Source organism: Longimicrobium sp. (genome assembly GCF_036388275.1).
Classification (GTDB): Bacteria; Gemmatimonadota; Gemmatimonadetes; order Longimicrobiales; family Longimicrobiaceae; genus Longimicrobium.
This window is the reverse complement of record NZ_DASVSF010000080.1, coordinates 1-13,839: the sequence shown is the minus strand read 5'-3', so window position 1 is coordinate 13,839 and position 13,839 is coordinate 1. Positions and strand designations below refer to the sequence as shown.

The following is a 13,839-nucleotide window of genomic DNA, read 5'->3' as shown; positions in this document are numbered from 1 at the left end:
CTGAACCCGTTAAGGTAGAAATATGCGTTCGCTGATTCGCGCGTTGCTGCTGGCCGTCGCGGTGGCGGTCGTGCCGCAATCCTTCTGCATGGCCCAGCAGGCACACGGCACGGCACAGGCCCGCGTGCCCGCGCTGGTCGCGATCTCGCCCGAGTTGCAGGGAGCGGAGACGCCGTTCCGGCTGGAACGGTTCGGCGGCAGATCTCCGCAAGATGTCATTCTGTTGGCGCCCGACGCGGACGCGGCCACGCTGACGCAGGCGGTGGAAGCGCTGATGGCCGTACGTCGTGCGACTGGCGATGCTGCCAGCGGAAGCGCAACGTTCCGCGTGCAGCAGGCCCAGCGGCCTCGGGTTCTGCCGTGGGCGGCACGCGTGCTGCAAGATGTGCGGGGCGCAGCCCCGCGCGCAATTCCGGGGATCGGACGACTGCGGGCGGTGCAGATTTGGCTTCCTGCGCAGCGGGGGGCGCGGGGGGCACCGGATTCCCGGTAACTAACGGGGGCCGAACTAGCACGAGAAACCCCGCCGGTCCCGGTCCGGCGGGGTTTCAATTTTACCGTGCGGCGGGGGAGTGGGGGGCTTGTCCCCCCCGAGCCCGCCGTCCGAACTTTTTTACGCGGGGACCTTTCGGTTTTCCGGCGGGGCGGGAGCATGCGTCCGGGGCCCACGACCTCGGCCACGACGGCCCGAGCGAAGGGCCATGCCCGATCCTGGGCCGGTGCCCCGGGCGTTGCCTTCCGGGGTAGGTCACTGAGGCGCACTTGTGGCTCGCGTCCTTCCGTTCCTGCGGCCATTAGTTTGCCCTCCCGAATCAGCCGCCGCAGGTGTGCGCGCGTACCCGGACAGTTCGGCGGCGATGCTGAGTGCAACCGTAAGCCATCGCATCCGCTGCGGTGCTCGCTTCCAGTTCGGCGGCCATCTGCTCTAGCAGCCGGGCGCGGCTGGTCGCGCCGTAGCGGCGCAGCACCTGGGCGTCCTCTCGCCAGCGGGCGGCGAGCGCCGCCGGTCCGGGCGGGTAGTGGGGGGCGATCATGCGCGGCATACCCTGCTGGTGCGACTAATGTGGCTCGGTGGGCTCTTATCCAAGTACCGGGGATCGCGCGCGGCCGTTCTATCGGCTCGCTCGCTTTAGCCCCCTCGGTTACCTATACCCCGCACGCACCCATCGGAGACTAGAATCTCGTGGGAACGAAACAGCCCGCCGGGCGACTCCCGGCAGGCGATTCTGTCCGTTGCGCTGTCCGTTCGTCGGAAAGGATGCACGTTCCGGCGGTTTAGTGAGTGCGGGTTGCGCGCGCACACCTAGTATTTTCGCCGTTTCCGTGCATCTTGTTTGATCATGGTGTCTAAGGCTGATTCTGCCGCGACTTCAGTCGCCCCAGCGAGGCCCGCGTGCTCCCTCACCGCCCCGAACGAGAGAACCCTGTCGTGCGTCTAAGCAGCCGGCTCGTTCGGGTGCGGGAGGGCACGGCTGGTGAGCCGGGCCAGCAGGTCGCGCCCCAGTTCCAGCAGCGCGGGCACTTCTTCGGCGCTCGCCAGCGTCGCGGAGCGCCAGAGCAGCAGGTCGGACCCCGCGCCGGTAGTGCAGTGCCCGCGGTTGGCTTCGTAGAACGCCACCACGTCGGGCTCGAACACGGCCCGGATGGAGCTTTCGTCCTGGCCCTGCAACAGGTACTCGCCTGAAAACGCGGGATGGCCCTCGATGTCGATGTCGTGGTGCCCCACCAGCTTGCCGATGCGATGAAGCAGGTTCTCCGGCCGCAGCAAAAAGAGCGGAAGGTCCAGCCGCGGCGAGTGCACGTGGAGCACCGTCTGGCTATAGGTTTTCTGCATGTTTCCGCTGCCCGTCACGTACGAGTAGTCGAACACGGCGAACCGGTCGCCGCCGCTCTCGCCCGCCAGGGAGTTGCGGATTCTTCGATCGCGGCCCTGCCTGAACAGCTCGAACCGCTCCACGTGGGGGATGATGGTGACCGGCGGCGCATCCTGGAAGCTCCATCCCAGCCGCGTCGCGAGATCCCGGAGCGCGTCGATGCGGTCCTGCTTGGTCTGGTGGGCCAGGACGGAGAGCGCGTAGAGGATCACGACGAACACCACACCGCCGACGATCTCCATCGAGTGCTCCGTGGGGCCGGCGGGGATTGGGAACGACGAGGTGCGGGAACGGCGCGGATCGAGAGGATACACGTGCCGCGCGCGCCGCGCCAGCGAGTTGCACCCGGTGCGCGCACCGGAGTTCCCGGACGACGATGACGACGCGTTTTCGCCTCCGGCACGCGGCCCCTGTCTTGCGCAGGGCGCACGCGGCAGTTGAGGCACGAACCTTATCAGGAGAACGCTCGATGTCGGACAGCACGGGCAACACGGGTACCGGAGACCTGACGTACAACCTGGTCAGCATTCTCTTCCACGCGCTGCAGGGCGCCGAGACGTACGACCAGTACATCCGCGACGCCGAGGAAGAGGGCGACAGCAACCTGGCCGAGTTCTTCCGCTCGGTGAAGCAGGAGAACAGCGCGCGGGCGGACCGTGCCAAGGTGCTGCTGCACGCGCGCCTTCACCCCGCGTCGTAGGCGGAACGGCGCCCGCCGCGCGGGAGCCCTGACGCCGGACAGCCGGCGGTCCCCCTGCGGGGATCGCCGGCTGTCGTCGTTCAGGCGGTGCAAATGCTCAGTTCTGCTTGCGAGGGGGAGCCTTCTGCTGCTCCGCCTGCAGCATCTGCATCAACTCGCCTTGGTTCTCCTCCGCCAGCCGCTTTCCCACCTCTGACCCGCGCCGCGCCAGCTCTCCTTGCGCGGCGGCGAACCGCCGGCCCGAGGGCGTGCGCATGAACGTGACGAGGTCGCGAAGCTCCGCCTCGGTGAACGCCTCCGCATAGATGCGGGCGAACGCCACGGCCGCCTCTTCCGTCGAAAAGATCGTGCGCGCCCACCGCTGCAGGACGGCGCGGAACTGGGCGAGTTCCGGGTTCTGCGCTTGCATGGCGTCGAGCATCACGTCGACGCCCACGCTGGCGTTCCCCGCCAGGTCCATCAGCGTCGTGAGCTCGCGGGCCAGCGACAACGACGCGGCCGAGACCGTCGTCGCCGGCTGCGCCGGGGTGGTGGTGGGCTGGGCGGCGGCAACGGCGGGCACCATCAATCCGCAGGCGATCAACAGGGTTCGCATCATTCGCATGGGGGAGACCTCCAGCATTTTCGGGGGAAGGGTCTGCTCCCGCTGAAGCTCGGCGGCCGCGGCGGCACACGCAAGGTCATCGCGGCGGGAACAGCGCGGCGCTGATGGGCCGGGCGCGGGTGCGCAGCTCGCGGTCGGCGCGGGGCGTAAGCAGGCGCAGGTCGCGCGGGCGCGGCACGGGCGACGAGGCGCTGGGCACGGGGGTGATGCCGTCCGGGTTCAGCCCGTGGCGGGTGGCGAGCAGGACGCCCAGTGCGTACCGGCTGACGGCCTCGGGCGCCACCAGGTGCCACACCCCCGCACGCCGGTCCACCGGCAGCTGCGCCACCTCCCACACCTGCGCGGCGAGATCTTCGACGGCGGTCGGGCAGCGCAGCTCGTCCGTGAACAGGCGCACGGGCTCGCCGCGGCGCAGTGCGTCGATCACGGTGGCGCTTCCCCCGTCCGGCGGGTCCGCGCGCACGATCAGTGACGTGCGGACGACGGCGGCGGTGGGCCTCGCCGCGCGGACGTGAAACTCCGCGCGCGCCTTCCATCGGCCGTACTCGTGCACCGGGTCCGGCTCCGCATCCTCCCCGTACGGCCCGCTTTCTCCGTCCAGCAGCGCGTCGGTGCTCATGTGCACGAGCGCCGCGCCCGTCTCAAGACAGGCCGCGACCACGCTCTCCGTCGCCCGCCAAATGTCGCGCTCCCCCTCCCGCGCCGAGTACGCCGTATGGATCACCAGATCCGGACGCACAGCCGCGAAGAGCGCCCGGACGGCGGCCGCGTCGGACAGGTCGACTTCGTGCGAGGGCGCGCCGTGCACAGGCGACGAGCGGCGGGTGGCGTGCACCTCCACCTCCGCGGGCGCCTGGCGGATCAGCTCGCCGCCCAGCAGCCCGCCGCCGCCGGTGATCAGGACACGCACGATGTTTCGCTCATGGGAAAGTACGAGGATCGCGGACGCCATTCAGGGAAGGACCGCGCGCAGGTAGTCGCGGGCCGCGTCGTAGATGCCGGGCGACTCGCTTTCGCGCGGGCCGGCGACGTTCAGGACCGTGATCCTGTGGGCGCGGAGCCAGCGGCGAAAGTGGTCCACGTTGGGAAGGGCGTCCAGACGGGAAATGTGGAGAGGCTGCCCGAACCGTTGGGCGGCCTCACGCGTCAGCTCCGTCCCCGCGCTGGCGGCATCCGTCACCAGCAGCAGGGTGCCGTGCGAGTCGCGCACGTTCCACTCGGTGCGCTGCGCCGGGTCTGCGGACGGGGTTTCGCGGAGCGGATAGTCCGGCGCGATCGGCCCGTCCTCTGCCCAGCGGCCGGCCGGGCACCATCCTCCGACTGCCATCCCCCGCTCCATCGCCACGTCCAGCGCGGCCCGGTCCACCCCCGTCTGCCCGCCGCTCACCAGCGTCAGCATGGCGGGCGCGATTGCGCCACGACGCGAACCGTCAGGCCGCGACGGGGGCGGGGCGCCACTCCGTCCGGTGCACCGCCTGCACCAGGATAGGACCCACCGTCTCCAGCATGTACACCTCGTCCTCGTCGAAGGGCACCGGCTGGTAATCGAAGTGGCAGATGGTCCCGAAGAGTGTGCCGTCGTCTTCCATCAGCGGCACGCCGCAGTACGACTGCACCACCGGCTGCTTGGGATGGCCGACAACGCGCTCGTCGTTGGTGGAGTCGGCCGTCAGGAAGGTGCGGGCGGTCTCGCGCACGTAGATGCAGTACGAATCCAGCACCGGCTGGTCCGGGCAGCGCTCGACCGTGGGGTCGTCGCGGTCGATCAGGTGCAGGTTGCGCAGGGTGCCGCCCTCGAAGCGGAAAACGGCGGTGAACCGGTGCGGCCCCAGGCTGTTCAGGTACCGTAGCGCCGGCCGCACGCCCTCGCGGCCCAGCACGTCCCGAAAGTGGGCGACGGCCTCACGACGTTCCATCACTCGGCATCTCGTTTCGAAAGTCCACGACGGTGAAGCGAGGCGCCGACCCTTTGCAAACCTTGCACCAGCAAGAAGTTGCGTCCGAAAACCGCTAGCGGGCGACCCGGCCCTACAAACGGTAGGCGGTCTGCACCAGGCGCTTTTCCTCCTCGCCCTCGATCAGCGCCTCCACCTCCACGTACGACTCCAGCCCGCTTCCCTTCAGCTTTTCGCGGAACAGCTGGTCCAGCTGAAAGATGCCGGCCGAGTTGCTCATCTCCACCCGAATCCGTACGGGCTTTTCCACTCCCGCCTCGATGTGCACGGCCTCGATCGCGGCGGCGGAGATGGAGTGGATGCTCATCGTCCCCTCGATGCCCATGGAGATGCGCGATCGGCCCTTGGCCATGTCCAGCGCATCGGCCACGCGCACCACGCCCGCCTCCAGCGTCAACGGGTTGCCGCCCGAGCGGTGGCCGATGATGGCGTGCAGCACCTCGGAGCGCACGATGGCGGCCGTTCCTGCATGGGGATAGATCTCCGGCAGCAGTTCGCGAAGCTTCATCTGCGCAACAAAGAGCGAGAACTCCTCGTGGTCCTTGCGGTGGATGCTCATTCCCGCGTCGTGAAGGAGCGACGCCAGCACCACCACCACCTCGGCATCCTCGGGCGTCATCCCGTAGTTCACCACCACGCCGGGCTGAACGCCGGCCGCCATCACCACGCGCAGCAGCTTGCTGGCGAGGTTCATCACGATCTTCACGTGCACCGGCCCGTGATCCGTCATCTGCAGGCGCTCGACGGCGTTCACGTTCGCGGCCAGCCACAGCGCGTACATCTCATCGTCGGCGTTCAGCCGCTCGATCAGCCGCTCGACCTTGGGATTTCCGCGCGAGGGCACGTTCAGCGTAAGGCGATGCGAGAACCGCTCTTCGACCGTACGGCCGAAGGTGGCCCGCGGGTCCGTCGGTTCCAGGATATCCGTCATTCGTTCCGTCTCCGTCAGTTCCGGGTGTGTCCGTGTTCCGCCATATGATTACGCACGTTCGGTTCCGGCCTGCGCCGCAAGGAACCGCGCGGCCTCGCCCTCTGCCCAGAAGCGCGGACGCCGGGGCGAGCCGGCGATGAATCCCACATGCCCCCCGTGCGGCGTGAAGGCGGTGTAGAGGCAGGGATTGGCCTGGATGTCGGCGTGGGGGATGGCGCGCTCGTCCACGAACGGGTCGTCCGTCGCGTGCACCAGCAGGGTGGGAACGCGAATGCGCGCCACGTACCCCGCCGAGCTGGAGCGGGAGTAGTAGTCCTGGGCGTCACGGAAGCCGTGCAGCAGCGCCGTGGCCGCGTCGTCGAACTCGCGGAAGCTGCGCGCACGGCGGATGCGCTCCGCGTCCAGCCGGTCGCCGATCTGGTCCTGCTTGCCCAGGAACTTGCCCCGCAGCCGGCGGACGAAGTGGCGCACGTACAGCCGCCCCATGAACGACGCGTTCAGCTTGTCGCTGCCGGCGCCCAGGTCGAAGGGGATGGAGATGGCCGCCGCGGCGCGCATGCGTGAGTCGGCGCCGCGCTCGCCCAGGTACTTCAGCAGCACGTTGGCGCCGAGGGAGAAGCCGACGCCCAGGAGCGTGGCGCGGGGGTAGCGCGCGGCGAGCAGATCCAGCAGAAAGGCCGTGTCGCCCGTCTCTCCCGCGTGGTAGAAGCGCACGGCGCGGTTAGGCTCGCCGCTGCACCCGCGGAAGTTCATGGCCACGGAACGAATGCCGTGGCGGGCCAGCGCCCGGCAGGTTTCCAGCATGTACGACGAGTTGCTGCTCCCCTCGAGCCCGTGGATCACCAGGCAGAGCGGCGAATCGTCCCCCGCGGCGGGCGCGCCGTCCACCGTGGCGAAGTCCAGGTCCAGGAAGTCGCCGTCCGGCGTTTCCACGCGCTCGCGGCGGTACGCCACCCCGTGCGGCGGGCGGATGAAGCGGCCGGCGACGGTCTGCGCGTGGGCCCCGGGAAGCCAGCGGGCGGGGCGAAAGGGCGTGGGCGTGAACGGAATGCGATCGGTCATGTCGGCAATCTATCAGCAAACCCCTTTCCGCCGGCACCCGGCCGCGCGATAATTTGGAACGGGCTGCGTCACGAGATCGTGTCGCCATCCGCTCCCCTTCCCCGCTCTCCCGCCGTGTGGCTCCTTCCGTTCTTCGCGCACGTGTCGTCGCTGGCCGTCCGCACCTTCTACCGCCTGACCGTGGCGGGGAAGCAGGTGCCGCCGGACGGCCCCGTGCTGATCGTGGCCAACCATCCCAACTCGCTGGTAGACCCGGCCGCCGTGGCCGCCGTCGCCGGCCGCCCCGTGCGGTTCCTGGCCAAGGCGCCGCTGTTCACCGACCCCGCCGTCGGCTGGCTGGTGCGCGGGTCGGGCGCCATTCCCGTGTACCGCCACGCCGACAACCCGGCCGAGGTGGGAAAGAACGAGGACACCTTTCGCGCCGTACACCAGGCGCTCGCCGACGGCGCGGCGGTCGGCATCTTTCCCGAGGGGGTGAGCCACAGCGAGCCGTCCCTGGTTCCGCTGAAGACGGGGGCGGCACGCATCGCTCTGGGTGCGGCGGCGATCCTGGGCGGGTCGTTCCCCGTGGTCGCCGTGGGGCTGACGTTCCGCAAGAAGCAGCAGTTTCGCTCCGAGGCGCTGGTGATGGTGGGCAAGCCGGTGGAGTGGGACGACCTGGCCGGCCGCGGCATGGACGACCGCGAGGCGGTGGACCAATTGACGGAGCGCATCGACCGGGCGCTGCACCGGGTGACGCTGAACCTGGAGCGCTGGGAAGACCAGCCGCTGGTGGAAACGGCCGAGGCGGTGTACGCGGCGGAGTTCCCGGTAGACCCGTCACCCGCGTCTCGCGTCGCCCGGCTGCGCGAGACGGCGGACGGACTGGCGCGCCTGCGGTCGGAGGAGCGCGGCGGATGGGAGCAGGTGGCGTCCGCCGTGTCGTCGCACGCGCGGGCGTTGCGGGTGCTGCGGATGACCCCGGTGGAGCTGAAGGCGTCCGTCGGAAAGGTGGAGGCAGGCAAGTGGGTGGCGCGCCAGCTGGGCGTGCTGCGTGCGCTGATCCCCATCGCCATCGTGGGGATCATCATCTTCTACATCCCCTACCGCGCCACCGGGTTCGCCGAGGCGCGCGCCCGCCCCCCGCAGGACATCCGCGCGACCTTCAAGACGCTCGTGGGCACGGTGCTGCACGCGGTGTGGACCATCGTCCTGGCCGTGGCCATTTGGTGGCGCTGGGGATGGAAGTACGGCCTCGCGGCGCTGGTGCTGCTCCCCATCCTGGCCTGGGTGACGCTGTGGACGGTCGACATGTGGAACCGTGCCCGGGGCGAGGCGCGCCGCTTCTACCTCCGCGCCCGCCGCGCGGAAGCCATCGAGGACCTGCGCATCCGCCAGCGCGCGCTCGCGGAGCGGCTGGCGGCGCTGTGGGAGAGCGTGAAGGTGTGAGGGGAGTGCGTTAGTGCGTTAGTGCGTTAGTGCGGAAGTACCAGGCGCGAAGTGAAGATCAGGCCTCGGCGGGGGCCATGGCGGCTTCCGGGGCGCGGCCCTCCAACGCCGCGACGGCCAGGTAGGCGCCGGCGGCGGCCGCAAGCGACGCCAAGTATGGGTACGGCAACGCGAGCACGTACGCGCCGAGAATCCATGACACGACGCCCGCCACCAGCGAGGCGGCCGCGCTCCACGCGCCGCCCCAGCGCGTGAACAGGCCGATCACGATCACCACGAAGATCCCCGCCGACCCGAACGCCGACGCCTCCTCCACCAGCGCGTACACCCCGTCTGCGTGCATCGCCAGGGCGTAGGCCACGACGCCGAACGTGGCCACGCCGATCCGCGCCATCCGCACCTTGGCGGCTTCTGACATCCCGGGGCGCAGCGGCACCACGATGTTGTGCGAAACGAGGGACGACGCCACCAGCAGGGCGCTGTCCACCGTGGATAGGATGGCCGACACCAGGGCGCCCGCGAAGACCACGTACAGGCCGGTGGACAGGTAGGCCCGCGCCAGCTGCGGCAGCGCCTGCTCGGGATCGGCCAGGCCGGGGACCAGCGTGGGCGCCAGGAGGCCCAGCGAAACGGGGATCATCCCGAACACCAGGTACATTCCCGCGGCCACCAGCGTAGAGCGCTGCGCGATCTGCGGCGACCGCGAGGCGATCACCCGCGCCACCAGCTCGGCGGCCATCACCGATCCGCACACCGGGATGGCCCACTGCTCCACGACGGCCAGCCCCGACACGCCCGGCCCGCCGAACAGGCGCAGCCGCTCCGGCGGTATGCTCGCCAGGGCACCAAAGCCCACGCGGCTGATCACCGCGGCGAATACGACCACCAGCCCCAGGATGAGCGCGATCCCCTGCACCAGGTCCGTCCACGCGTCGGCCAGCATGCCCCCGAACGCGGTGTACGCGATCACGATCAGCGCCGCCACCGCGATCATGGTCTGCACCTGGAACCCCGACGACGACGCCAGCACCTGCCCGAACGCCCGGATCTGCGCTGCCGCCCACAGCACCGACGTGGGCACCATCAGCATCACGGCGAGCTTCTCCACGGCCAGCGAGTAGCGCACGCGAAAGAGGTCGGCGACGGTGGTCAGCCGACGCCGCCAGAGCGGGACGGCGAACACGGCCCCCATCAGCAGCAGGCAGGCAGCGTAGCCGAAGGGGTCGGCCGTGGCGCCCCCCAGGCCGCCTTCGTAAATGGCTCCCGCGGCGCCGATGGTGGTCTCCGCGCCGAACCACGTCGCGAAGATGGTGAAGATCGCCAGCGGGTACCCCAGGCTGCGGCCCGCGACGATGTAGTCGCTCTCGGTGCGGATGCGGCGCGATACGTACATCCCGACCGCAAACTGCAGCAGGATGTAGCCCAGAACGCCCAGGAAGACGATGTTCACGGGAAGCGGGATCGGGAGTGGACAAGCGGGTGGGCGGCAAGCTCAGGCCGGGGCGCCCGCCGCGCAAGCCCGGGTATCGCCTCCCTCCAACAAAAAAGAGTTTCACGCGGAGGACGCAGAGATGATTGAGAGGACGCAGAGGGGCTGGTGAAGCCTCTGCGTCCTCTCTGTTTCCTCTGCGTCCTCTGCGTGAAACCGCCGTTCGTCAGCCCGGGACGATCACGCCACCCGCGACCGCCGCCTCCTCCGCGCGGGCCACACGCTGCCCCTCTTCCACGTCCACGCGCGAAAGCAGGTACCCGCCGATCAGGAAGAACGACGCGATCGCCAGGATGGCCGTGCGGCTGGACCCGGCCAGGCTCAGCACCAGACCGAAGATCAGGGGCCCGAAGATGCCGGCGAACTTCTCGAACACCCCCCAGAACCCGAAGAACTCGCCGGACCGGTGACGCGGGATCATGCTGGCGAACAGCGATCGGCTGAGCGCTTGAGTCCCGCCCTGCACCATCCCCACGAACAGGGCCAGGATCAGGAACTGCGTCGCGGTCGTGATGAAGTATCCGTAGATGCTGATTCCCACGTACGCCGCGAGTCCGATGAAGATCGACCGCTTGGCCCCGATCCTCCCGGCGATCGTGCCGAACAGGAAGGCGAAGGGAATGCCCACGAACTGCACGATCATGATGGTGCCGATCAGCATCCCCCGACCAATGCCCAGCTCCGTCCCGAAGATGGTGGCCATGCGGATGATCGTACCGATCCCGTCGTTGTAGATCAGGAAGGCCACCAGCATCAGGAACGCCTGCCTGTAGCCGCGCAGCGCCCGGAACGTCTCCCCCAGCCGCTGGAAGGCGACGCCGACGGGGCTCTGCCCCGGCCGCTCGTCGGACTCGCGCGTCACGGGCGGCTCGGGCACGCGCCGGAAGAGCGGGATGGAGAACAGCACCCACCAGACGGCCACCGACAGGAAGGCGAGGCGCGTGGGCAGCGTGGCCTGCGCGGAGCTGAGCCCCTCGCCGGAGGGCAGGCCGAACAGCCCGGGCTTGAGAATCCACGCCAGGTTCAGCGCCAGCAGCAGGCCCCCGCCGATATAGCCCATGGCGTACGCCGCGGTAGACACGCGGTCCATCTCGTCTTCACGCGCCACGTGCGGCAGCAGCGACTCGTAGAATACGAAGCTGCCGTTCACCCCGATGTTGGCCAGGATGAACAGGATGGAAGCCAGCATCAGGTCGCCGCGCTGGATCAGGAACATCAGCGCCGTCGCCGTCACGCCGATGCCCATGAAGGTCGCCAGCATGCGCTTCTTGATGGCGATGTAATCCGCCAGCGTCCCCAGGATGGGAGCCAGGACCGCAATGATGGCGAGCCCAATGGTGGTCGCGATGCTGTACCGCACGCCGGCCTCCGCCGCCGGGACCCCCGCGCCGGCCACCTGCACGTAGTAGATGGGAAAGACGGCCGTGGTGATGACGGTGATCATCCCCGAGTTGGCCCAGTCGTACATGGCCCAGGCACGCAGCTCCGGGCGGTGAAGCCCCAGCGCGGTCAGCATTCCGCGGCGCTCGGCGGGTACGGTGGATGGCATCCGTGCGTGGAGTCAGGGGGAGCTGGGGCGTAGACGGCGGGATTCTTGATCGCCAATATGCTCCGCGTGCGCCCGGCGGGCCAGTGCCGCGGGCTGAACCCCAACCTCAAGCCAGGGCGCCACGAGATGGCAGACTGGAAGAACACGATCGCGAAGTTCGTCCACCGCGTGGAAGAAAAGGTGGACGCGCAGCGGCAGAAGTTCGGCGCCATGGGCGACGGCACCGCGCGCATCGAGGCGTACCGCGGCTACGGCTGCGCCGACCGGGCGTACCTGCGCGGCCGGGTGGTGCGCGGGGCCGCCGTCCCCGCCGCCGTGGCGGAGCAGGGCATTGCCATGAACCTGGCGGCGATGATCCAGCGCTTCGAAAGCGACGAGGTGGCCGGCGCGAAGGTCCGCGTCGTCTACCCCGGCGGCCAGGCGGCCGTCACCACGGACGAGGAGGGCTACTTCGAGGCGTGGCTCCACCCCAAGCCACCCTTCAGCGCCGACAACCTGTGGCACGAGGTGGTGATCGAGCTGGTGGAGCCCGCCGAGTCCGATCCGCCGCACCGTGCGCTCGCACAGCTGCTCGTTCCGCCGCCCACCGCCGCGTTCGGGGTGATCAGCGACATCGACGACACCGTGGTGAAGACCGATGCCACGTCGGTGCTGCGGATGGCGAGAAACGTCTTTCTGAGCAACGCCCACACGCGGGTGCCGTTTCCCGGCGTGGCGCCGTTCTACCGGGCGCTGCAGCAGGGCGCGGGCGAGTCGCCTTTCAACCCCATCTTCTACGTCAGCAGCAGCCCGTGGAACCTCCACGACACGCTGACGGAGTTCCTGATGGTACAGAAGATTCCCCTCGGCCCGCTGATGCTGCGCGACTGGGGCGTCAGCGCGCAGGAAGCCCTGCCCACGGGGCACGCAAGCCACAAGCTCGAAGCCATCCGCCGCATCCTGGACCTGTTCCCCGCCCTGCCCTTCATCCTGATCGGCGACAGCGGGCAGGAAGATCCCGAGATCTACCATCGCGTGGTGCGCGACTACCCGGACCGCATCCTCGCCGTGTACATCCGCAACGTCGTCCCGCGGCCGGACCGCGTGGGCGCCATCCGCAAGCTGGCGGCAGAGGTGGAACACGCCGGCAGCGCCCTCATCCTGGCAGACGACACACTGGCGGCGGCCCGGCACGCGGCCGAAAAAGGCTGGATCCGCCCGCAGGCGCTCGGTGAGATCGGCGAGGTGGCGCGCGAGGAGCACGAGCCTACGCCCGCCGGCACCAATCAGGCGAACCGGGAGCTGAGCACGGAGGGACCCGGGACAGGCCCGCAGGCACGTTGAGAAAACCTTGGGCATACCTTCTGCACCAGGCGTTTACCCCCGTCGCCGTTCGGGCGGCGGGGGATCGAATCAATGGAAGGCAGAGCAAATGCACGAGGGCCGAGATTTCCTGCGCGCGCAGGTCAGCAACTGCGTGATGCAGCACAAGACGCTCCTGGAGAGCCTGGAAGACCACGCGAAGCAGGCGGAGGACGCCGCGTTCCGCACGCTGTGCGAGCGCTACATTCCCCGCATGCAGCAGCACCAGCAGACGTTGAATGCGTATCGGGCCACGCTGGGCGAGGAAGGGGGCCAGGGGCTGAAGGGTGCGCTGGGATTCGTGCTGGGCAAGGCTAAGGACGTAGCCGACAGCCTGCGCACGGACGACTTCCTGCGCGTGGTGGAGGACATCGTGATGATCCGCCAGGCCCAGGACACCTTCGCGACCTTTGCCGCCGCGGGCGACCGGATCGGCGAGCCGCGGCTGAGCGAGATCGGCCGGACGTGCGAGACGGAGCACGACCAGATGCAGCGCGACTTCAACGGCCTGGTGCAGGAGATGTTCGTGCGGCAGGCGAAGAAGAGTGCGTAGGGGAAGTGCGTGAGTGCGTTGGTGCGGGAGTGATAACCGACGAACCGCATTGCCTAGGCGCTTTCTCCTGATGCGCCAGGTGATGCGGTTCGGTCCTCTACGGCGGCGCGTCTCGAAGAGTGTGTGGCGGATCCTTCGGTCGCTGCGGATCGCGGTGCAGAGGCGGGCTCGTCGTGGCCGCTCGCTCAGGATGACAGCCGGGCCCGCCGTGCGGCGCTCGCACTTCCGCACTTCCGCATTCCGCACTTCCGCACTTCCGCACTTCCGCACTTCCGCACTTCCGCACTTCCGCACTTCCGCACTTCCGCACTTCCGCACTTCCGCACTTCCGCACTTCCGCACTTCCGCACTGC

At 69.2% G+C, this 13,839-nt stretch carries 15 protein-coding genes; 5 read left to right on the top strand and 10 right to left on the bottom strand.

Annotated features, from left to right (window positions below):
- Positions 1-22: 22 nt before the first annotated feature.
- The gene (locus VF632_RS16710; protein WP_331024063.1) at positions 23-493 is read left to right on the top strand and encodes a hypothetical protein; all 471 of its coding nucleotides are present in this window, start codon (positions 23-25) and stop codon (positions 491-493) included.
- Between the two features lie 319 nt (positions 494-812).
- Here VF632_RS16710 and VF632_RS16705 read toward each other — a convergent pair whose 3' ends face one another.
- Both VF632_RS16705 and VF632_RS16700 read right to left on the bottom strand, forming a co-directional pair.
- Positions 813-1,043, bottom strand: a complete 231-nt coding sequence (locus VF632_RS16705) for a hypothetical protein (RefSeq protein ID WP_331024062.1) — start codon at positions 1,041-1,043, stop codon at positions 813-815.
- 392 nt (positions 1,044-1,435) lie between these two features.
- The gene (locus VF632_RS16700; protein ID WP_331024061.1) at positions 1,436-2,116 is read right to left on the bottom strand and encodes a hypothetical protein; all 681 of its coding nucleotides are present in this window, start codon (positions 2,114-2,116) and stop codon (positions 1,436-1,438) included.
- Positions 2,117-2,343: 227 nt separating this feature from the next.
- Between VF632_RS16700 and VF632_RS16695 the strand changes: the two genes are divergently transcribed.
- A complete protein-coding gene (locus VF632_RS16695) occupies positions 2,344-2,574 on the top strand; it encodes a hypothetical protein (RefSeq protein WP_331024060.1) in 231 nt (76 codons plus the stop codon).
- A gap of 97 nt (positions 2,575-2,671) precedes the next feature.
- Here the strand turns inward: VF632_RS16695 and VF632_RS16690 are convergent, their stop codons facing one another.
- From VF632_RS16690 to VF632_RS16665, 6 genes are all read right to left on the bottom strand, one after another.
- Positions 2,672-3,178, bottom strand: coding sequence for a DUF2059 domain-containing protein (locus VF632_RS16690; RefSeq protein ID WP_331024059.1), 507 nt, complete (start codon positions 3,176-3,178; stop codon positions 2,672-2,674).
- A gap of 76 nt (positions 3,179-3,254) precedes the next feature.
- A complete protein-coding gene (locus tag VF632_RS16685) occupies positions 3,255-4,088 on the bottom strand; it encodes an SDR family oxidoreductase (RefSeq protein ID WP_331024058.1) in 834 nt (277 codons plus the stop codon).
- Positions 4,089-4,130: 42 nt separating this feature from the next.
- A complete protein-coding gene (locus VF632_RS16680) occupies positions 4,131-4,577 on the bottom strand; it encodes a putative molybdenum carrier protein (protein WP_331024057.1) in 447 nt (148 codons plus the stop codon).
- A gap of 31 nt (positions 4,578-4,608) precedes the next feature.
- On the bottom strand, positions 4,609-5,094 hold the full coding sequence (locus tag VF632_RS16675) for a GAF domain-containing protein (RefSeq protein ID WP_331024092.1): 486 nt from the start codon (positions 5,092-5,094) through the stop codon (positions 4,609-4,611).
- A 112-nt stretch (positions 5,095-5,206) separates the two neighbouring features.
- A complete protein-coding gene (locus tag VF632_RS16670) occupies positions 5,207-6,064 on the bottom strand; it encodes an HD domain-containing protein (RefSeq protein WP_331024056.1) in 858 nt (285 codons plus the stop codon).
- 48 nt (positions 6,065-6,112) lie between these two features.
- The gene (locus VF632_RS16665; RefSeq protein WP_331024055.1) at positions 6,113-7,126 is read right to left on the bottom strand and encodes a hydrolase; all 1,014 of its coding nucleotides are present in this window, start codon (positions 7,124-7,126) and stop codon (positions 6,113-6,115) included.
- A 114-nt stretch (positions 7,127-7,240) separates the two neighbouring features.
- On the opposite strand from VF632_RS16665, the gene VF632_RS16660 reads away from it, so the two are divergent.
- Positions 7,241-8,554 carry a 1-acyl-sn-glycerol-3-phosphate acyltransferase gene (locus VF632_RS16660; protein ID WP_331024054.1) on the top strand — a complete coding sequence of 438 codons (1,314 nt, stop codon included), beginning with the start codon at positions 7,241-7,243 and terminating at the stop codon, positions 8,552-8,554.
- Positions 8,555-8,612: 58 nt separating this feature from the next.
- On the opposite strand, the gene VF632_RS16655 is transcribed toward VF632_RS16660, so the two are convergent.
- Together VF632_RS16655 and VF632_RS16650 are read right to left on the bottom strand one after the other, a co-directional pair.
- On the bottom strand, positions 8,613-10,004 hold the full coding sequence (locus VF632_RS16655) for a sodium:solute symporter family protein (RefSeq protein WP_331024053.1): 1,392 nt from the start codon (positions 10,002-10,004) through the stop codon (positions 8,613-8,615).
- Between the two features lie 205 nt (positions 10,005-10,209).
- Positions 10,210-11,592, bottom strand: coding sequence for an MFS transporter (locus tag VF632_RS16650; RefSeq protein ID WP_331024052.1), 1,383 nt, complete (start codon positions 11,590-11,592; stop codon positions 10,210-10,212).
- A gap of 45 nt (positions 11,593-11,637) precedes the next feature.
- Here VF632_RS16650 and VF632_RS16645 point away from each other — a divergent pair, with 45 nt between their 5' ends.
- Together VF632_RS16645 and VF632_RS16640 are read left to right on the top strand one after the other, a co-directional pair.
- A complete protein-coding gene (locus tag VF632_RS16645) occupies positions 11,638-12,915 on the top strand; it encodes an App1 family protein (RefSeq protein WP_331024051.1) in 1,278 nt (425 codons plus the stop codon).
- Between the two features lie 88 nt (positions 12,916-13,003).
- Positions 13,004-13,486 (top strand): hypothetical protein, encoded by a 483-nt coding sequence (locus VF632_RS16640; RefSeq protein WP_331024050.1) that lies wholly within the window; start codon positions 13,004-13,006, stop codon positions 13,484-13,486.
- Positions 13,487-13,839: the final 353 nt, after the last annotated feature.